At 34.3% G+C, this 21,500-nt stretch carries 17 protein-coding genes; 1 reads left to right on the top strand and 16 read right to left on the bottom strand.

Annotated features, from left to right (window positions below):
• Window positions 1–2 precede the first annotated feature (2 nt).
• From rfbG to treC, 7 genes are all read right to left on the bottom strand, one after another.
• The gene (gene rfbG, locus NSQ89_RS04265; protein ID WP_341132288.1) at window positions 3–1,073 is read right to left on the bottom strand and encodes a CDP-glucose 4,6-dehydratase; all 1,071 of its coding nucleotides are present in this window, start codon (window positions 1,071–1,073) and stop codon (window positions 3–5) included.
• Window positions 1,074–1,093: 20 nt separating this feature from the next.
• Window positions 1,094–2,038, bottom strand: a complete 945-nt coding sequence (locus NSQ89_RS04260) for an NAD-dependent epimerase/dehydratase family protein (protein WP_047945048.1) — start codon at window positions 2,036–2,038, stop codon at window positions 1,094–1,096.
• Window positions 2,039–2,050: 12 nt separating this feature from the next.
• Window positions 2,051–3,832: a glycosyl transferase gene (locus NSQ89_RS04255; protein ID WP_144544507.1), complete on the bottom strand. Its 1,782-nt coding sequence runs from the start codon at window positions 3,830–3,832 to the stop codon at window positions 2,051–2,053.
• Window positions 3,833–4,224: 392 nt separating this feature from the next.
• Window positions 4,225–5,328 (bottom strand): hypothetical protein, encoded by a 1,104-nt coding sequence (locus NSQ89_RS04250; RefSeq protein WP_341132287.1) that lies wholly within the window; start codon window positions 5,326–5,328, stop codon window positions 4,225–4,227.
• A 24-nt stretch (window positions 5,329–5,352) separates the two neighbouring features.
• Window positions 5,353–6,099 carry a sugar phosphate nucleotidyltransferase gene (locus NSQ89_RS04245; protein ID WP_047942366.1) on the bottom strand — a complete coding sequence of 249 codons (747 nt, stop codon included), beginning with the start codon at window positions 6,097–6,099 and terminating at the stop codon, window positions 5,353–5,355.
• A 366-nt stretch (window positions 6,100–6,465) separates the two neighbouring features.
• Complete coding sequence (locus NSQ89_RS04240; RefSeq protein ID WP_047942367.1) at window positions 6,466–6,939, bottom strand: PTS sugar transporter subunit IIA; 474 nt, start codon at window positions 6,937–6,939, stop codon at window positions 6,466–6,468.
• A gap of 111 nt (window positions 6,940–7,050) precedes the next feature.
• The gene (treC, locus tag NSQ89_RS04235) at window positions 7,051–8,733 is read right to left on the bottom strand and encodes an alpha,alpha-phosphotrehalase (RefSeq protein WP_047942368.1); all 1,683 of its coding nucleotides are present in this window, start codon (window positions 8,731–8,733) and stop codon (window positions 7,051–7,053) included.
• 695 nt (window positions 8,734–9,428) lie between these two features.
• Here treC and NSQ89_RS04230 point away from each other — a divergent pair.
• Complete coding sequence (locus tag NSQ89_RS04230; RefSeq protein ID WP_373694326.1) at window positions 9,429–10,280, top strand: STAS domain-containing protein; 852 nt, start codon at window positions 9,429–9,431, stop codon at window positions 10,278–10,280.
• Between the two features lie 51 nt (window positions 10,281–10,331).
• Here NSQ89_RS04230 and NSQ89_RS04225 read toward each other — a convergent pair whose 3' ends face one another.
• From NSQ89_RS04225 to mmsB, 9 genes are all read right to left on the bottom strand, one after another.
• Window positions 10,332–11,606 carry an MFS transporter gene (locus tag NSQ89_RS04225; RefSeq protein WP_095258884.1) on the bottom strand — a complete coding sequence of 425 codons (1,275 nt, stop codon included), beginning with the start codon at window positions 11,604–11,606 and terminating at the stop codon, window positions 10,332–10,334.
• A gap of 15 nt (window positions 11,607–11,621) precedes the next feature.
• A complete protein-coding gene (gene rhaM / locus NSQ89_RS04220) occupies window positions 11,622–11,945 on the bottom strand; it encodes an L-rhamnose mutarotase (protein WP_095258883.1) in 324 nt (107 codons plus the stop codon).
• Between the two features lie 268 nt (window positions 11,946–12,213).
• The gene (locus NSQ89_RS04215) at window positions 12,214–13,848 is read right to left on the bottom strand and encodes a helix-turn-helix domain-containing protein (RefSeq protein WP_341132286.1); all 1,635 of its coding nucleotides are present in this window, start codon (window positions 13,846–13,848) and stop codon (window positions 12,214–12,216) included.
• Window positions 13,835–15,673, bottom strand: a complete 1,839-nt coding sequence (locus tag NSQ89_RS04210) for a cache domain-containing sensor histidine kinase (protein WP_095258881.1) — start codon at window positions 15,671–15,673, stop codon at window positions 13,835–13,837. Before NSQ89_RS04210 ends, NSQ89_RS04215 begins: the two co-directional genes overlap by 14 nt.
• Window positions 15,663–16,706 carry an autoinducer 2 ABC transporter substrate-binding protein gene (locus NSQ89_RS04205; protein ID WP_341132285.1) on the bottom strand — a complete coding sequence of 348 codons (1,044 nt, stop codon included), beginning with the start codon at window positions 16,704–16,706 and terminating at the stop codon, window positions 15,663–15,665. The genes NSQ89_RS04210 and NSQ89_RS04205 overlap by 11 nt, the downstream gene beginning before the upstream one ends.
• 377 nt (window positions 16,707–17,083) lie before the next feature.
• On the bottom strand, window positions 17,084–18,235 hold the full coding sequence (locus NSQ89_RS04200) for an iron-containing alcohol dehydrogenase (protein ID WP_341132284.1): 1,152 nt from the start codon (window positions 18,233–18,235) through the stop codon (window positions 17,084–17,086).
• Between the two features lie 75 nt (window positions 18,236–18,310).
• Entirely contained in the window at window positions 18,311–19,147 is an 837-nt protein-coding gene (gene rhaD / locus NSQ89_RS04195; RefSeq protein ID WP_095258878.1) for a rhamnulose-1-phosphate aldolase, read from the bottom strand.
• A 252-nt stretch (window positions 19,148–19,399) separates the two neighbouring features.
• Window positions 19,400–20,164: a DeoR/GlpR family DNA-binding transcription regulator gene (locus tag NSQ89_RS04190; protein ID WP_047942371.1), complete on the bottom strand. Its 765-nt coding sequence runs from the start codon at window positions 20,162–20,164 to the stop codon at window positions 19,400–19,402.
• Between the two features lie 145 nt (window positions 20,165–20,309).
• Window positions 20,310–21,422, bottom strand: coding sequence for a multiple monosaccharide ABC transporter permease (gene mmsB, locus NSQ89_RS04185; RefSeq protein ID WP_235844462.1), 1,113 nt, complete (start codon window positions 21,420–21,422; stop codon window positions 20,310–20,312).
• Window positions 21,423–21,500: the final 78 nt, after the last annotated feature.

Genomic DNA, 21,500 nt, shown 5'->3' with positions numbered 1-21,500 from the left:
TTTTATTTTTCATAATCATTTATCTGTTTTAAGCATAGCTCGTAAACGTCCACTTTTTGATACAATCTATACCATTCCACTGTATAATAAACAGTCTGATCAATATTCCATTTGGGATGCCAATCTAAATAATACTTTGCTTTATTTATATCTAAACTAAGAAGCTTTGCTTCATGTTCTGCGGAATAAGAAGGTTCTGCTTCCCATGTGCCACCATTCCAGTGTTCCACAATTTTTTCGGCTAGCTGTTGTACGGTTATCTCACTATCTGATTCTGGTCCAAAATTCCAGCTTTCCGCGTATTGTGTTTTTCCCTCGTATAGATAGGCACCAATTTTTAAATAACCTGAAAGCGGCTCTAATACATGCTGCCACGGACGAACAGAATGAGGAGAGCGTAATTTAATCGCTTGATCAGACATTAAGGAACGAACGCTATCAGGAATAATGCGATTTTCCGACCAATCCCCTCCTCCTATTACATTTCCTGCTCGTACAGAAGCAATTAACTTACCATGCTTAGAATATGACTCAATTGGAAAGAAGGAATGCTGATAAGAAGAGATTAATAGTTCACAGCATCCTTTACTGGAACTATACGGATCATATCCTCCCATCGGGTCTGTTTCACGATAGCCCCATACCCATTCTTTATTATCATAACACTTATCACTCGTTACCATTACACCTGCTTTTACAGAAGGTGACTTTCTGATTGCTTCTAACACTTGCATTGTCCCCATTACATTCACTTCATACGTATAGACAGGGTCTTGATAAGATTGCTTCACTAATGGCTGTGCTGCCAAATGAAAGACGATTTCAGGTTGATATTCTTCAAAAACTGCTTGTAGTTTAGCAGCATCACGAATATCTCCCCTAATATCCTTCACTTTATTGTTCAGTTTTGCTAATTTAAATAAACTCTCTTCTCCAATTGGATCTAAAGAATAACCAATTACATTCGCGCCAAGCTTCATTAACCAAATAGCTAGCCAGGAACCTTTAAAACCAGTATGACCAGTTATTAGAACCGTTTTATTTTTATAAATTTTTCGCCAATCAGTTGTCATAACTAACACCTCCATTCCCACTAATGAAAATGATAATAACTTTTATACCAGGCAATGGTTTTCTTTATCCCCTCTTCTATGGAAACAGCTGGAGTCCATCCAAGCACTTTTTGAATCTTTGTAATATCAGGGATAGGCGCATTTCTTTCATTCTCCCTTTTGGGAATGGCGCCATATAATGGTACTTGCTTTGTACCTAAATGGTGATAAATCAAATCAACAAAATATCGTAAAGGATAGGCATTTCCAGAAGCTATATTTAATATCGTATTATTACTTCCTTCATATGTGGCTGCAAGGATTAAGCCATCGACGATATTGCCGACATAACTATAATCACGGTATTGATCACATGACGTTAATTTCACCTCGTCACCACGCAGTACTTTTCCAATTATATGAGAGAATAATTTATGATTATCTTCTGCTTCCCCAAAAATATTAAATGCCCGTAAGGTGATAATGGGAAGCTTATATTCCTGTGCTAACTGATGGGAAATAATAGTAGATGATGCTTTTGTACTTCCATAGATATCAACTGGTTCTAATAACATATCTTCATGAATCTTTTCCTTTTTATCTCCATATTCAGAACTACTGCCAAGACAAATAATTTTTTTACAATTGGTATCTTTGGCTGCAAATAAAATATTCATCGTTCCAACAATATTAGTTTCATATGCAAGTAAGTCATTTCTATTACTTGGGTTTGTTCCATAAGCTGCTAAATGAAAAATATAATCTGGTTTAAATTCATGGATAATTCGACATATGTCTGAGCGATTTTGAATATCTGCCTCATATTTTTTTAAATGAGGCAAATATTCCTGTACTCTCCAAGGATTGGAATGTTCCCGAACAATGACAGCGATGGACGCATTTTCTTTCACAAGCTGTTTAATAAGATGGGATCCAATAAAACCATAAGCACCTGTGACTAACACTTTTTTATTTTTTAACTTCATATCACCCACCTCTTATAATGAGGCAATGGAATAAGGATTTTTGGCTATATATCCGCTAGGAAGATTAGCAAAGAATTGGGCGTCATTAGATAAGCTGCTCAATATCTCCCTTACTTTCGTTAAATACGGATGATAAATATACGTTAAAGTGGAGGAAGAAATATCTACTTTTTCTAGCTTCCACAAATCAAATTCATTCTCATTTAAGATCAGCAGACTTCCGAAATGATAAAATATCAATGGGTTATTGTCAATATATACATTATTCTCCCTCATGGTTACTTCTTGTTCTGTATTATTCAAAATAAGATTCCATGGAGCAGCGTTAATTCCTGGGTTTTGATTCACTTTAATATTTTCAAATAATTCAGGGATGCGGTCTAAATACAATTGATCTCCCCATGATTTACGTTTATCGTTATAAACCTCTGAACATTCTTCTAAACACTTCTTCTTCCACCAATTTAGAATTTTTCGGCTATTACGTTCGTTTTTGAAGCCGATAAATCCTGCTTGATATTGTCCATGGAAATGTTCCAGTATATCCGTTCCGCGTTGACGACATAAATAAACAGAAAATCTACCAAAGTCATCAATTACAGAAAGTGGGTTGGAGAAGAAATATAAATCACTGTCACAATAGAAGAGATGGTCAATCTCTGCGTGTGTGGATAGTAAGTGTTCCAGTAACGTCGCTTTTATTGTCCAACAATATTCTTGCAGCGTTCGTTGTTGTTTTATCTCTTTTAATTGTGAAGTTTCAAAGGACTCTACTGGTATTAGCGTGACATTTTTTAAGTTTAGATTGGATAAGACATCATAGGTTTCTGAATCCATTGTACAAATCCACATGTGAAAATTATCTATTTGTCTGCTAAGCGAGTGATACATTGCAAGTCCTTTAACTAAATATTCTTTACTAAATATGGAGGTTAATAATAAATAATTATCGTATTTAATCATTCTTTTTTTCAATTTTGTTGATTGGTATTTTGTCTTCGCTTGAAGAAAGTCTTTTGTTGATAATGTTGCCTTAATAATACCAGGATAACTATTTTGATAGTTTTTGATTAGCTTTTCTAAAAGATCAAGGTATGGAACATAAATATAATTCATAATTTCCTTTTGAATATTTATTTGATGCATACTCCATAAATCATATTTATCACTATCATATATGGTTATACAGGAAAAATGATAAGCAACAAGTGGATCATTATTGATAAAAACTTTATCTCCTTGTAAAGAAACGTTGAAATCATTATTGTAGATAATATTCCAAGGTGCAGCATTTACTCCTAAATTAGAAGATATGCGCACGTTATCATACATTTTCGGCAATTGATCTAAATACTTTTGATCTCCAAAACGTCCATTGCTCTCAACTACTCCGCACCATTCAATGCAGCGATCCTTCCACCATTGAACAGCTGACAATCCAATTGCATCTTTTCTAAATCCAATAATACCTGCTTGGTACTTTCCATATTTTTGTTCTACCCACTCTAGATCTCTTTGTGGAGTCAAAAAGATGGAAGCAGAACCCCACTCATTAAAAATACTTGCTGGATTAGAGAAGAAATAAATATCTCCGTCGCAGTATAATACTTGCTCAATATCATTATTTTTTAAGATATATTCAATTAAGAAAGATTTTAATGTCCAGCAATATTCATTAATCATTCGTTCTTGTTTAACTGCTCTTAATTGATCATTCTCTATTTCTTCTACTCTAATAAGATGCATATTTTTAAGATTTTTTTCATTTAAAAATTTGTGCGTAATAGCATCCATACAACACACCCATAAGTTGAAGTTATCACTATTTTTAGCAAGAGACTCATAAACCGCCATAATCTTAATGCAATATTCTTTGCCGGCAATGACACAGAAATTTTGGTTTGTTGCTGCAATTGGTTCAGAGAGGGATGATTTTTTCTCCTCTGTTCGTGTAATTGCTGTACGTTCTTCCTTCGCTAACGCTTCTTGTTTTGCTTTTTCTTGACGCTTTTTCTTGCTTTGCTTTTTCTGCCTCTTTGCTTTTTCCTTCGCTAATGCTTCTTGCTTTGCCTTTTCTTGTAATTGCTTGCTTTGTACGTTCTTCCTTCGCTAACGCTTCTTGTTTTGCTTTTTCCTTTGCTATGCTCTTCTTGCTTTTTTTGCTAATGCTTTTCCTTTTTCCTTTGCTAATGCTTCTTGTTTTGCTTTTTCCTTTGCTTGCTTCTTGTTTTGCTTTTTCCTTGTTTTGCTTTTTCCTTTGCTAATGCTTCTTGTTTTGCTTTTTCCTTTGCTAATGCTTCTTGTTTTGCTTTTTCTTTGCCTTCTTGTTTTGCTTTTTCCTTCGCTAGTGCTTCTTGCTTTGCTTGTTTCGCTTTTTCCTTTCTTTGCTTTTCTTGTTTTGCTTTTTCCTTTGCTAATGCTTCTTGTTTTGCTTTTTCTTGAGCTAGCTTTTCTTGCTTTGCTTTTTCCTTCGCTAGTGCGGCTTGCTTTGCTTTTTCTTGGGCTAATGCTGCTTGTTTCGCTTTTTCCTTTATTAATGCTGCTTGTTTCGCTTTTTTCTTCGCCAATGCTGCTTGTTTTGCTTGTTCCTTTACTAATGCCGCTTGTTTCGCTTTCTCCTTTGCTAATGCTGCTTGTTTCGCTTTTTCCTTCGCTAAGGCTTCTTCTATTACTTTTACTTGGGCTAATGCTCCTTGTTTCGTTTTTTCCTTTGCTAATGCTACTTGTTTCGCTTTCTCCTTCGCTAATGCCGCTTGTTTCGCTTTCTCCTTCACTAATGCTGCTTGTTTCGCTTTTTCCTTCACTAATGCTGCTTGTTTCGCTTTTTCCTTCACTAATGCTGCTTGTTTCGCTTTTTCCTTCGCTAATACCTCTTCTTGCGCTTTTTCTTGAGATAATGCTTCTTCTTGGGCCTTTTCTTGAGGTAATGCTTCTTCTTGGGCCTTTTCTTGAAATAATGCTTCTTCTTGGACCTTTTCTTGAGATAATGCTTCTTCTTGCGCTAATTTCTCCTTACTTCTTGGAGAACTATTATTCGTTTCACAAATTATACTACTTTTTGCATCCGCATTATTTTCTGATGTAATCTCTTTCTTTGGAGAAGGTAAAGCTAACACCTTATTATTTTTTTTAGCACCATTTACGACGTCAACTAAATTATCAATGTGAAACTTCACCGAAATCTCTTTTGAAAATAGTTGAATATTTAACGTGGCTGACTTTTCTTGTTTCTCATTACTCGACAATGCTTTTAAAAAGTCTGATATGATATTTCTTTTTAGCCATTTCATGGCAATCCTCTCTCTCCCTTATATCTATTGTTCTTTTTTCCAAATCTTTCTTGCGTCTTCCAAATCCTTTGGCGTATCAATAGATATCCATGTTCCTTCATGCAAATAGACAGCAAGTTCTCTCTTTTCAATTAACTTTCTTAATGGCTCTTCCTCTAACACACAATCTGGCTGGGCTGATAGATACTGAAAGAACTCCTTATTACAAACAAAAAATCCCCCATTAATCCAGTCATCTAAAATCGGCTTTTCGGAAAAGCGATTAGCAATTCCATCTTCTATATCAAGTACTCCATATTGATTATTTTTTTTGATGCCTGTAAGTGTAACTGCTTTTCCTTTTTCTTTGTGAAAGGCAATAAGTTTATCTAAATCAATATCAGACAAACCATCCCCGTAGGTTAATAGAAAGATATCATCATCCATATATGGTTCTAACTGTTTAATTCGTGCTCCAGTCATTGTATCTTGACCAGTATCTATACAAGTTATTGTCCATGGCTCTGTTTTTTCTAGAATGGTATATTGATTGTTTGCTAAATCAATTTGTATATTATTGTTTCTCCAGGCTGAATTAACAAAGTAATCTTTTATCTGGTCTCCTTTATAGCCCACTGGCAAAATGAACTCTTGATGACCATATTCACTATAATGCTTCATAATATGCCATATAATCGGCTTCCCATTAACATCAGCTAAGGCTTTTGGTATATTCTCTGTTAAGCCTCTCATTCTCATTCCTTTGCCCCCACATAAAATTACAACTTTCATTCTTTCACCTCTTCTCTTAGTATTTTCATGCCATTATATGTACAGGCTACTAATGATGCATAGGTTGTTTCCTTAGGTTTAGTAAGATATAGGCGCATTTTTGAGTAATTTGGAGGAGAAACTTATAAGACTGTCCCTTTTTTGGAGGATATTATTGTTCTTTACGCTTATTACTGTAGCGAAGACAAAAAAATACTTTTTATAAATTTATATCTAAAGAAAGAGGAGAAATTATAATTTTTTCTGGATAAGGGGGAATTTCAAACACATATAAAAAATCCTACAGTTTTACCTGTAGGCTGTGTTTATCCCTTTTCTGAATAAAAAAGCTATAAGGCAAATTTACCTCATAGCTTTTTTATTATCTTATCCTATTCTAATCTCATTACCTTCTACTATCACTTTTTCATTCTCTTCAAGGTTAGTAAATACCATTGGTGTAATGATGGAAGGAACCTTTGTTTTAATTGCATCAAAATCAATTTCCATTAATTTTTGTCCTTGTTTTACTTTATCTCCATCTTTAACAAAAGAAGTAAACCCTTCCCCTTTTAAACTAACTGTATCTAATCCAACATGAATTAAGATTTCTTTTCCATTGTTATCAGTCATGCTTACTGCATGCTTTGTTGGAAACACATTCATAATTTGTCCGTCTGCTGGAGCAACTAATACGCCATTGGATGGATCAACCGCTATGCCGTCTCCCATCATTTTTTGCGCAAATACTGGATCTGGAACTTCTGTAATGCTTAATAGCTTTCCTTCTAATGGTTGAATATAAGTTTGAGTCGTATTCGTTTTTTCTTCCTTATTTCTCTTAAATAGATTTTTAAACAAGGTAGCACCCTCCAATAAAAGATTCACTTCCTATTTTAACTTAATAACAAAAATTTTCCCATAAATCTAATAAATAATATTTCTAAAAGCCTATATCTGCACGAAATGTTATTACTTTATATAATAGACAATAGACTCATATGCTCTTAGCTTTATACTTTCTCTCATGGAATCGGAATCAGGATAATTAGATAGAAGAATAGTACCCGTTAATCCTGTCCAATCAATGTGTTCTGGTAAAGTAAATGTCACTTCATCTTCATAGAAATTATTAACGACTAATAATTTCTCTTTATCTGTACTGCGTAAATAGGCAAATATTTTATCATCTTCAGGAGCAAGTAGTTCATAATCTCCGTCTGTAATGATATTGTATTCTTTCCGCAGCTGGATAAGTTTTTGATAGTGATAGAAAATAGACTCTTTATCCTTTAATGCATTTTCTGCATTTAGCTCTCGATAATTTCGAGCCGTTTCAATCCATGGCGTTCCATCCGTAAATCCAGCATTTTTCTCACCGTTCCACTGAACAGGTGTACGAGAGTTATCACGAGATTTTCTGCGCAAAATTTCGAGAATTTCTTCTTCTGATTTACCGTTTGCTTGTAAAATATTATACATATTCAAAGATTCCACATCTCTATACTGATCAATCGAAGTAAATTTAGGATCTGTCATGCCAAATTCTTCTCCTTGGTAAATATAAGGAGTGCCTTGCATCATGTGGATGGTAGTAGCAAGCATTTTTGCAGATTCCTTATGGAATTCCCCATCATTCCCATAACGGGAAACAATACGTGGCTGATCATGGTTACACCAGAAAAGGGCATTCCATCCTCCCCCTTCATTCATACCAACTTGCCATTTAGATAAAATTTGTTTCAGAGCCTGAAAATCCATTTCGCCAATTTCCCACTTCTCTCCGTCGGGATAATCAACCTTTAGATGGTGGAAATTAAAAGTCATACTTAACTCATTTCGCTCAGGCTTTGTATATTTAACGCAATGCTCTAGTGTTGTAGAAGACATTTCTCCAACTGTCATACTGTCATATTTGGAAAATACTTCTTGATTCATTTCATGGATAAACTCATGCACACGAGGTCCATCTGTATAAAATTTCCTTCCATCTCCAGGCGCTGCGGAACCGTCATCATCTGGGAAATCTTGATTTTTTGAAATCAAATTAATGACATCAAGACGGAAACCATCTACACCTTTTTCAAACCAAAATTGCATCATTTTATACACTTCATTACGAAGCTTCTCATTTTCCCAATTTAAATCAGCTTGCGTTACATCAAAAAGGTGTAAATAATACTGGCCTGTTTTTTCATCATACTGCCATGCATTTCCGCCAAATTTAGATTGCCAATTCGTTGGTTCACTGCCATCTTCTTTTCCATCTTTCCAAATATAAAAATCACGATATGGGTTATCTTTAGAAGATGCTGCTTGTTTAAACCATTCATGTTCCGTTGAAGTATGGTTAACAACGATATCCATAATAACTTTCAGACCTTTTTGATGGGCTTCCTTTAATAGCTGATCAAAATCTTCCATCGTTCCATATTCATGATGAATGGAATAATAATCACTAATATCATAGCCATTATCCTTTTGAGGAGAAGTATAAATAGGTGTTAACCACAATACATCTACCCCTAATTCTTTTAAATAATCTAATCTTTTAATAATCCCTTGAATATCTCCTACTCCGTTTCCTGTTGTATCTTGAAAACTCTTCGGATAAATTTGATACACAACTGCCTTTTGCCACCATTCTTGTTTCATCTATATACACCACCGATGTGAAAATTATATTCTTTTTCCTGTCTGTAAAAAAACAATACAGTTAATATTTACGTTTTTTTACTTCCTATTTAATTACTAGTACTTCCTCAAAAGGCATACGAATCGGTTTGACATTATAGCAAATGTTACTTCGATATGATTCGGCATTTGAACAAGACTAATGATTTTTATTCTCTTTCATCATAACATGTATATACAAGTTGTCAACTGATTAGTAATGCGTTTTCAAAACCTCTTTGTCCTAAACCCAATTAGTTCCTACCCCTAACTTGTCCGTATAAACTTCCTTACATTTTCCGCTCTTTTTTCTGTAATCCATAAAAAGAAGGATTTTTGTCAATTCCTTAAAAACCATTGGTCATTTACTGCTTTTTTTGATAAGATATCCCTATAATTTTTAGAATTTAATTTAATTAATCAATAATATTCTCTTTCTTGTATAGAAAAAAAACATTGATATAGATAATGCTAAATAGAAATGTAAAACGGTTGATCATTATCTTTACAGAAAGAACAGAAAAAATTAAGTAGAAGGAAAGGGCTAATTAAGACATAGAAAGCTTAAACTCCATTCTTTTTTTCTGAGAAATTATTAATTTATCACTGGTGGAAAAGCTCATTTACTCCACATATAATGTAGGAACATGTATACTATTAATAGATTTAAACTAGGAGTGAGCATTTTGAAGGATGAATTAGCTTATATTGGGAACAAAATCATAGAAAACAAGGACATCCTTGCTGAAAATACAAATAGGCTGCTTTCACAATTTTTACAACAGCAGACATCTAATTTTTCTCTCCCATATGCTGAAGAAGATATGCATAAATGGAATGCTAAGCTTTTCTTTATCTTAGCTGAAGCGTTAAAAGATAAGAAAGATTCGGAAGGAATTGAGTATTGGTCGGATAAAACTGGGAAAGCCTTTGTAAAGAACCATATTCCCTTACAATCTGCTCTGCGTTCCTTATCGATTTACCGAAATGTAATCTGGGACGTATTCACAGAGGAATTAGAACAGAAATCTTTCGCGCCGATTACCATGTTGGATGTTGGCAAGATTATTGATCCTATACTCGATGAAATTAGTGCTTACATAGGGCATATTTATGAAGAGCATAACACGCAGATTATGAAGCTTGCTTATACCGCTTTAGAAGAGCTGTCTGTTCCAGTTGTTCCAATAGCAAAAGAAACGGCCATCATTCCTCTTATTGGGGAAATTGATACACAGCGGTCTCAATTAATTTTAGAAGTTGCGTTGCAGGAATCTGCCAATTTAAAAATCGAATATCTCATTTTGGATATTTCAGGGGTGCCAATCGTCGATACAATGGTGGCAGACAATTTATTTAAAGTCGTTCATGCCTTAGACCTAATTGGTGTTAAATCCATCGTTTCTGGTATTAGACCAGAAATTGCTCAAACAATTATTTCATTAGGAATCGACTTTAGCAAAATTACCACATGTGCCAATTTACACACGGCTTTAGCTAGTATTGGCTTGAAGCGGGTCGTAGAATAAGATAAGGATGTCTTAAATAGTTAGTTAACTCTTTAAGACATCCTTTATTATTTATGCTGTATATCTCTCTTTTTCTATTTCCTTTAATGATTTGCCCCGCGTTTCTGGTGCCATAACAAATCCCACGATTGCGGCAATTAACAAAAATCCAATCATAATTAAACCAGAAGTTTTAAATCCTAAAGTAGTAATCATTAATGGTACTACTAGGGAAATTAAGCCCACAGAAATACGTGCCGTTGCAAATAAGAAGCCTTGTGCTTTAGCTCTATATTTTGTATGAAACAACTCACTGGACCACAAGCCGTAAAATGCCTGCGCTCCAAAACCAGCTGCAACACCCCATAAAATTACAAATGTAAATAATTCAAACATTCCCATAGATCCTAAAGATAATACTAACCAAGCAACAATTCCTAACACTGCTCCAATTGTATAAAGTAGTTTTCTATTTACCTTATCTCCTAATTTAATAAAGACAAAATAAGTGGATGCAACAGTTAATATCCATAGGAAGGCTTGTAATAAATTAGCATGCGCAGCTGTTAATCCACCAACAGTTTCGTAGATATATGGCATAAAGTAACCCATCACTCCTGCCACTAAATTCCAGAACACATAAATTCCGATTAAAAGAACGATTGCTTGACGATTTGCTTTAATAGAGAAAAGTTCTTTAATAGGATTGGCGATTTTTTCCCCATTTTGTATTTGCGCTTTTTCTTTCTGTTTCTCTTCTTCCCAAATAACAGATTCATTGATTTGCTGTTGCATAACCCACGTTATTAAAGCGATTACAAAAAGTTGGGCAAATATTATTCTACTCCCTAATAAACCTAATGGTGCTAATAATACAGATAATAATAATGATATTGCTGGTCCTACTGACCATGCTAACTGACCATAGCCTATTCTAGCTGCCCTCTCCTTATCAGGTGCTTCTTCTGCAATATATGTCCAAGCAGCTGGAATCGCAGCACCTACAGCAATACCTGTAACAACATAACCAACTAATAGCATTGGAAAGTTAAAAGATAAAGTAATTAATAAAACACCAATCATATAAACAAGAAGGTCATATTTATAGATAAATTTTCTTCCATATTTATCTACCAAAATACCGCCTATTAAAGCACCTATTGCGGAGCCAAACCCATTAGCACTTAATGCACCCAATAAACCAAGCTTAAAATCATCTAAATGCAGGTATTCCATCCAAAGCGTCAATCCACCAGCACCAGCAACAATGGAACCCGCCTCAAGATAATTGGACATAGCTACTGTAATCGTAGCCTTTTTATTATTTTTTTTTATAGCAGTAGTCATCCCAGATCTTCCTTTCTATTCAAGATAAAATACACTTTTTAGTGGCTTACTAACAGGACTTTTGTCTGAATTCGTTTTCATTAAAGGCTCCATATAGTTCCACCATTTCTTGCAAATGTCCGTTTCCGATACTTTCTCCCAAGTGTCTACATCCTCAACTTCTAAATAAGCAAATAATTGGCCTGATTCTTCTTCTAAGAAAATAGAATAATGATGCACTCCATGAGACTTTAACGTCTTCTCCATCTCTGGCCATAGTTCATTATGTCTCTTCTCATATTCTTCATAATGATTCTTGTACACTTGCATCATGCTTGCTATTCTGGTTCGATTTTGCATCTTCTAATAACTCCCTTCTATATTTTGAAAGCAATTACATCACTGTTATCTACATATTAACGCAGGGAATTTTAGCATAATAGGAGACAATAATAAGAATAGGGGGATAAAAAAATGTTTTTTAATAAGGTTCTCATTTTATATAAAGGAAATATTAGAAGGTGAAAAAAAGGAATGAAAATCAACACAATTCTTTCTATCAAAAAAGGCTACCAGAAATCCTTTTTAACTTGATTTCGATAGCCAAAACTTTATCTATTGTTATTATTCATCCTTCTCTTCTTCGATGTGCATCTCTATATTGAGAAGGAGTGTATCCATACCATTGCCTAAACAATCTACTAAAATATTTTGTATCCTGGTAGCCTATTTGAACAGCAATATCTGCTATTTTGTGATTTGTTGTTTCCAATAATTCCGTTGCTCTTTTCAATCTTGTTTTGGTAATATAATCTAGGATTGTTTCTCCTGTCTGTTCCTTAAAATAAGCACTGAAATAAGTTGGACTCATGTATACCTGTTGAGCAATTAATTTAATTGTTATCGCTTCTCCTAGATGTGCTTGAATATACTCTTTCGCTTTTTGAACAGAATTTTTATTTTTTCTTTTTGCTGCTTGAATTTTATCCATTACAGAAAACACCCAAAACTTGATTTTATCCTGTAATTGATAAAAATCAGCTGTATTTTTGGTTAAGGAAATGACCTCCCGAAAAAGTACTCTTTCTTCTCCGAACCCTTCTAATTCAACCCATCTATTCACAATTCTAATTCCAAGTAAATGAACTGCTTCTTCTAAAACATTTGCAGCTTTGATTAGTCGTAACTTTTTAAAATAATCTTTGAGAGCTGCAATTACTTCCTCCTTTCCCTCATTTTCTAGACTAAATAAAACTTGCTGAATGGATTTGATAATTTCTGAACTTTCTTTTTTATTCTCCTCCTTATATACAGACAAATGTTCTAGCCAAAACACTTTATTACAGCCGTAAATCATTCTATTCATCATCATATTTTCTAAGTTCCTTTGATTTGTGACGAATTCTTCCAAGCTTGTAAACGGGGAGCTAACAGCAATTGTAACAGTATTTTTAGTGACACTTTTAATTCTTTCTTTCCATAGTCTCAAAAATGCTTCTACATCACTATCTAATTGTTCAGAATCTCGATATTCTATTAGCATCCATATTGAAAATAAATCATCTCTCCATATCCAATTTCGAATAATGAGAGAAGGAGACCATTCTTCTAGCGTAACCTGTAAAGAGGACAAAATATGATTGTTCGCATGCTTCAACCAAGCCGTATACTCATCAGACCAAGCCTGTTTTATATTTTGATCCAAGCAAATGTATAATAACTGAAATGATCCCTTTCCTAATAACTCTCGCCACTTCTTTTTTTCTTCTTCCGAATGATCCTCTCCTTGTAATTGACTTAAATAATATAATTGCTTAGTATAATCTAACTCCTTTGCTTTTCTTAAAAGCTGTTCCTTTTCTTCTTCTCCTTTTCTTTTTGCTATAATTTTTTTTTGCGCTTGCAGCAAAACATCTTTTAACTGATCTCGATGAATAGGTTTTAATAAGTAATTGGAAACACCTTCTTCTAAAGCAGTTTGTAAATAGACAAAATCATCAAATCCACTAATAATAATAGACTCAAAGGAAAATTTTTCTTTTAATCTATTTATAAGCTGAAGGCCTGAAATTTCTGGCATTTGAACATCTGTTAGAAGTAAATCAAAGATAAGTTTCTTCTGTTCTATTTTTTCGATAGCTTCTATTCCATCAGAAAAGGCACCAATAATGTCCCATATTTCTCCCTGGGCTTCAACCATCCGTACGATTCGTTTTAAAATTTTCGGTTCATCATCTACAATAATAATTTTAATTCTCTCCATATTCTTCCCTACCTTCTACCCTTTTATCGAAAGTCATACAGGGATTCGTAATCAGAGGTAGTACAATCGTTACTGTCGTTCCAAAGGACTCCGAGCTCTCAATTGTTATTCCATTATGCTGAGCAAATAGCATTTTAATTCTTGCATGAACATTTGCCAATCCCAGCCCTGATTCTCTTGTGAAATAATCTTTCTTATTTAGATTATTTTGTATGCTCTGAAGCATTTCATTGTTAATACCAGGACCATTATCCTTTACGATAATCTTTAAGTTTTTTTCCTCAACAAGAAGATTAATAGAGATTATTAATCTTTTCCTCTTCTTCATCCCATATTTAAAGGCGTTTTCGATAATTGGTTGAATAATAAATTTAGGTGAATAGCATAGAGGAAGCTGATTTTCTCCTATAATTTCATAGCTGACTCTTTCCTCAAAACGAATTTTCTGCAATGTTAAATAGTTTTTAATATGAGTAAGTTCCATATGAATAGGCACTAGGCTTTCACTGCCACTTAATGAATACCTCAACATTTGACCAAGGATTTCCACCATAACGATAGCTGTTTCCTTGTCTTCTTCCTCAATAACTGCCCCTATTGTTTCTAATGTATTGTACATAAAATGCGGATTTATTTGTGATTGTAGTGCATAAATCTGTGCGTTTCGCTGCTGTAACTCAATTTCATAGTTTTTCTGAATTAGTATTCTCAACTGCTCCAACATGGACCGGAAGATTTCAGCTAACTCCCCAACTTCATCTTTATTCATTGGAGGGATTGTAACATGTAAATTGCCACCTTCCACTTCCTTCATTACTTTACCAAGTTGCTTAATTGGTTTAGTTACAGACCAAGCGATAAAAATCGAAATCACTGTTGTAATAATGGTTAAAATCAAAAAAATGGTTAGGGTATAATTCTTCACAGTATCTGTTCTTTCTGTTAAATATTTCATTGGGATACTATGAACAAGAATCCAATGTTTATTCACTGATTGATTCATACTATACAAGATATTTTCCTTTTTATGATTAACTGTACGAAAACTACCATTTAATAGAGGATATTCCGCAGCCCCACTATCGGTTTGGCCAATTTGTGTTTTATCAGGATGATATATAATATATCCATTCTCATCCATTAACCACATTGTAGCCTTATTGTCTTTATCAATGTCATTTATTATTCTTCCAATAAAATTCACATCTATTGCAATAATTAATGCACCTAAACTTTCCCTGTTTTCGAAATCTGTAAGTTCCTTTACTAATAAAATAAATGGGATATCCTTTTCAAAAGTTAAATTTGTTTTATTTGGCAAAATTATTGGCGTTTCACCAGCTAAGTCATGCAATTCTCCAAAAGGAAGAATAGAGTTTTCAACATCCATTCCATTAAATTTAACTTTTGTACTTATGTAATTCCCATTATTCGTTATCAAAAATGCTGCTAAAATATCAGATCGATTACTGTTTAAATAATTGTTTGATAAAAAACTTTCTACTATATATCGTTCTTGTAAAAAAGCTGATTTTTCTTTGTAGGGAGTACTTCTAAGAATGGACATTATTTCTTTAGAATTGTAAATGGCATTTGGTAAATCATTTAACAGGTTTAACTCATTTTCAATATTTTTATTCGCTTGATTTAATAATCTAGGAATATATTCTCCTACTTGTTCCTCTATTGCTTTTGTATTTTGGTTATATGTAATATATCCTAATATCCCCATAGGAATAACTGTCATTATTATATAAATAATGATTAACTTACGCTTTAAAGGGGCTTGTTCTAGCTTAAAGAGATATACTCGGTTAGAAATCATATTGATCGATATTCTCCTTTGTAAAATCAATTGGCTGCCCCATAATAATCGTATCGTCCTTTACTCTAACAACACCAACATTTTCAAATGACATATTATCTGCCACTTTATTCCCCAATAAAATCTCCTTTGTTACACTGACGGTTAAATATCCTAATTTTTGGGGGCTCCATAGGGTCCCAACCTGTATCGCGTTCTTCTTTATATAGGGACGTACTAAATTAGGACTCGATAAACCCACGACTGCAACCTCTCCAACCTTATTCGCATCTATTACGGCTTGTGCTGCTGCGGGAGGTCCTACGGAGGAGCTTCCAATGATCCCTTTTAAATCCGGATAATTCTCCAATAATTTTTTAGCAATCATATACGCTTTTTGCGGGTTATCATTTGATTCACTTACTTCTAGAAGCTCCATATCTGGATAATTTTCTTCTTGGTGAATAACCATCCATTTTCTCCATTCCTTTAAAGTAGCAGCATGATCGGAACCAGTAATAATTACATAGGAACCCTTTTCTTTTATATTTAAAGATAGAGTATCCATCACATGTCTCCCTAGTGTCTCCGGATCAACAGAACTAACAAAATATTTCCGATACTTTTCATTTGTATCCGAGTCCCATGTTATCACTACAATTCCTTTTCGCCTTGCTTCCATTAATATAGGACCTAATTTTTCTGGATCATTTGCTGAAACCGCAATAGCATCAACCCCTTTTTCTATATATTCCTTCACAAGCTGCTCTTGCTGTTGCCAATCAGCTATTAATGGTCCTGAATATAACACATGTACATTTAAATCTTTCCCAGCCTCAATTACTCCTTCTTCTACTGCATTAAAGTAAGGAATTCCGCTTACTTTTGGTATGACAGCAATTGTATACTTCTTTTCCGCAGAAAAATCGCCTACTTCCTTTGCAGAAAGATTATCCTCTTGATAAATAATTTCATATTTTTGATTAGATAAATTAACTGTGCATCCGCTTACAATAATCAAAACTATTAAAATTATTATTGGATTTCTCCGCATCCCTTCTTCACCTAACCCTTTTTCTTTGCTTGATGAGCAAAAAATTGCTTTCTTTACATTATATAAAAAATAAACAAAAAAATATATGTTTGTTTATTTTTGTATTATAGTTTTTCACTTGGATTAATACACATTTTATCCTTCTTTCAACAAATATGAAAAGCCATGTACTTGCTTGTGAAAGATAGTTCTAGTATAGAATTGCCTGTAATGGCCAACTATTTGCAACTAATCAACATGTAAGTGGAGTAATCTCTACTAATGGGAGTTTGATAGATTACATAAATAAAAATAGAAGAGAGAAGTCTAGTCTTGTAACTACAAACTACTCCCTTCTATTAGAAATATACAAAATTTTCTAATTCACTATATATCCTTTACAAAATTTCTTTATACATAGAAATTACTTCTTCCTTCGTAGGCTGAAATGGATTTCCAGGAGCACATGCATCCACTAATGCAAAACTTGCTAGTTTTTCCAAATCAACCTCTTCCACCCCAAGTTCTGATAATTTAGCAGGAATGCCCACTATTTTACAAAGCTCTTTAATTGCTGCAATTACTTCCTCTGCACATTGACTGTCTGTTTTTCCTTCTACAGAGATACCGATTGCTTTTGCGATTGCAGGAAACTTATGTGGATCTCTTTTTGCATTTTCTCTTTCCACAATAGGCAAGAGTAATGCATTACATACACCATGCGGTAAGTCATATACACCTCCTAATTGATGGGCCATCGCATGGACAAATCCGAGACCAGCATTATTAAATGCCATACCAGCTAAAAACATAACATATGTCATTTGTTCCCGGGCTTCTATATCATGACCGTCTTTTACTGCCCTCGGTAAGTAGGTAAATATTTTCTCGACTGCCGCTAATGCAGTTGCATCTGTTACTGCATATGCTCCTGGAGTTACGATTGCTTCAATCGCATGAGTCAGTGCATCTATTCCGGTTGCTGCTGTTAATGCGGCGGGCTTATCTAGCATTAACTCAGGATCATTGACTGATATCGTTACTAAACTATTTTTATCCACCATGACCATTTTTACTTTGCGCTCTTCGTCTGTAATTACATAGTTAATGGTAAATTCACTGGAAGTCCCCGCAGTTGTATTTATCGCAACAATTGGTACTGATTTATTTTTCGTTTTTCCTACTCCTTCATAATCTCTAATATCTCCACCGTTTGTTACAAAAAGGCCGATTGCTTTGGCGGTGTCTTGAGGAGAGCCTCCACCAACAGATACGATAAAATCACATTCGTTTTCTTTATATACCTCTACTCCTTTGTATACATTTACTGTAGTTGGATTCGGCTTTACCTCTGCATAAATGCAATACTCTATTTTCTGATCCTCTAAGACTTTTTCTACTCTAGCAACAATTCCATTAGCATTGAGAAAAGCATCTGTTACCACTAATGCTTTTTGCAATCCTAATTCTGCTATTTGGGATCCAACTTCCCGCAAGCAGCCTCTTCCCATTAAATTTGTACTTGGAACATAAAATACATGTGCACACATTTGATTTGCCTCCTTTTGTTTGTTCAATAATTCACATAATTATTTATAAAGAAAGAGCGATTTGCCCTGACTCTTTTATAGATGTAATATGCCTTCTCTAGGTACTACTTGAAAAGCATCTGCTAAGTCTTGTAACTGCTGGTCCGTAATGGTTTGCTTAATCTTTGAAGCATCCCCAATAATCGTATAAATTTGTGCTGCTTTTTCTGCTGTTTCAATCAGCCCGAATGTTTCATCCATTGTGGATCCGGCACCAAATATTCCATGATGTGGCCAAACAACTAAACGATGCTCTCTCATTTTCGCTGCTGTTTTTTCTCCAATTTCATCTGTTCCAGGAACCATCCAAGGCAGAATCCCGATTGCATCCGGAAAAACAACAATACATTCGGTACACATTTGCCATAGTGTTTTTGTAAAACTTGCTTCATCTAAATCATGCATAAATGTCATTGCAAGTATATTTGTGGCATGGTTATGCATGATAATCCGATGATTAGGGTCTACTCGTAAACGTGCAATATGGCTCATAAAATGGGAGGGTAACTCACTTGTAGGATTCGACCCATCTGCAAATCCCCATAGTATATGCACTTTTTCTCCACTCTTATCTATTTTTAAAACACCAAGTGTATTTGCAGGATCTTTTTTCACATTTTTAAAATACTTCCCAGAGCCTGTTACAATAAAATACTTCCCTGCCAATTCTGACACTGGAAACTTTAGAGGGATAGACCGAATAATTTTGCCAGTATCCAAATATTGTTCCACTAACTCTTCTTCTAAAAGATAACTGATATTTCCTCCATTCCGTTCATCCCAGCCCATATTCCACATATTAAATGTTGCTTCACACATTTCTTTAATAAATGGAGCATCTAAAATATTTTGCTTTTGCATAATCGCAACCATTTCTCTTCACTCCCTTAATCTGCTAATCTTGATTTTCACATCCTTATTTTACGACTTAAACAAAAATAAGTCAACATATTCAAAAGTAAAAACAGTTTAACTATGCGTATTTACTGTGAAACATTTTTGTTTTCTTTTGTTTTTTTAAAAAATCACTTTCTCTCCAAATAAAAAAAGATAGCACCAATATATTTTCAAAAATATTGGTGCTATCTTTCTTCATTTTCCGCCCGTAAGCTTGAACAGATTTTTTTATGATGGAACGACCTGAAAAGAGATATTTTTTTCTTGAAACCAATTTTCATATTCTTCCGGAATACGTTCATCTGTAATAACATATTGTATTTGATCTAGATTGGCAATATGAGCAAATGTCTTTACTCCGAATTTGCTTGAATCAACAAGAAGAGTAACCTCTGATGTTATATTCATCATCTGCTTCTTTAATAATGCCTGCCATTCATTAGCATCACTTAGACCACTTTGCACATCTACTCCTTTGCATGATAGAAACAACTTACTAACATAATATTGTTCAAGGGAACGTTCAGCCAGTGGTCCTACATAAGATAATGATTTCGACAAAAGCATTCCACCTGTTGATATTACTTTAATTTGTTCCTTCTTACTTAATTCCAAAGCTACTTTAATAGAATTAGTAATCACAGTTAAAGGCATATCAGGTAATTGTGACGCCATATACCAGGCAGTAGTACTACCATCCAAGATGATTTGTTCTCCAGGCTGTATGCGCTTTACCGCTTCTCGGGCTATTGCTCTCTTTTGCTCTGCGTTCGTAACCTCTCTCTCCATGAAAGGAGTATCGCTAGGTTCTTTTTCAATACTCACTGCCCCTCCATGACTTCTCATCAAAAGCTTATCCTGCTCTAATTTTTCTAAATCTCTTCTAATCGTTTCCTCCGTTACCGAAAAAATTTCACTTAATTCTGATACGCGTATACTTAATCTTTCATTCACAAGCTCCACAATTTTTCTACGTCTTTCTGCTACAAGCACTTTCGAAGTTCTCCCTCCATTTTTGTTTTCTTGGGATTAAGTTGATATATGTTTATTACTATAGCATATTTTTCGTTTTAATAAGAAGCCCTTCCATAAAAAAAGGATGAAATAAGATAATCCTTACTCCATCCCTTCCATCAAACTATTGTGCTTTGTTTTTATTATAAATATCAAAGGCTACAGCTGCTAAAAGTACAAGCCCTTTAATTCCTTGCTGCCAGTCAATGCCAAGTCCCATTAGTGACATTCCATTATTCATGATTCCCATTACCAAACCACCAATAATTGCTCCAGGTATGGTTCCAATGCCCCCATATGCAGAAGCTCCACCGATGAAACAAGCTGCAATGGCATCAAGTTCAAAAAGATTACCAGCTTTTGGAGTAGCCGCATTCAAACGTGCAGCGAATAAGAGACCAGACAATGCAGAAAGTACTCCCATATTAACAAACACCATAAATGTCATCTTTTTCGTTTTAATCCCAGAAAGCAAAGCCGCCTTCTCATTTCCTCCAATTGCATAAATATGTCTTCCTGCTTTTGTTTTGTTTGTTACAAATGTATAGATAACAATCAGAATACCTAATACAATTAAAATATTGGGGATGCCCTCATAGGTTGCGAGAACAAAGGTAAAGATATTCAAAATTAAAATCATTCCTACTAACTTCGATACAAACAGCCCAAATGGTTGAACATCAAATTGATGTTTTAATTGATTCCTTCTGTTTTTTAATTGAAGGAAAATGATGATGATAGATAAAACAGCACCAATTAAAATCGTTAATAGATGCAATGATCCTCCACTTATATCAGGAATAAATCCAGAGCTGATTTTCTGAAAGGATTCAGGAAAAGGAGCAATCGATTTCCCTTCTAATACAATCATCGTCAACCCTCTAAATAGGAGCATTCCTGCTAGTGTGACTATAAATGCTGGAATACGGACATACGCAATCCAAAAACCTTGCCATGCTCCGATAACAGCACCTAATACTAAAGAAATGACGATTGCTAAAAATGGAGACATTTCATAATTTACCATCATAATGGCAGAGATGGCGCCAACAAATGCGGCAATCGATCCTACCGATAAATCAATATGTCCCGTGACGATAACAAGTAACATTCCAACTGCCAGAACTAATATATAGCTATTTTGTAAGATTAAGTTTGTAATATTTAAGGGTTTTAGTAATAAACCATCCGTAATAATTTGAAACAATACCATAATGAATACTAAAGCGATAATCATACTATATTGACGGAAATTAACATGAAAAAGTGATTTGTTTTTTTGTGAACCTACTGGATTTGGTTTTATTTGTGGCTG

The sequence above is a fragment of the Niallia sp. FSL R7-0648 genome (assembly GCF_038007005.1).
GTDB lineage: Bacteria > Bacillota > Bacilli > Bacillales > Cytobacillaceae > Niallia > Niallia circulans.
This window is presented reverse-complemented; position numbering and strand designations above follow the sequence as displayed.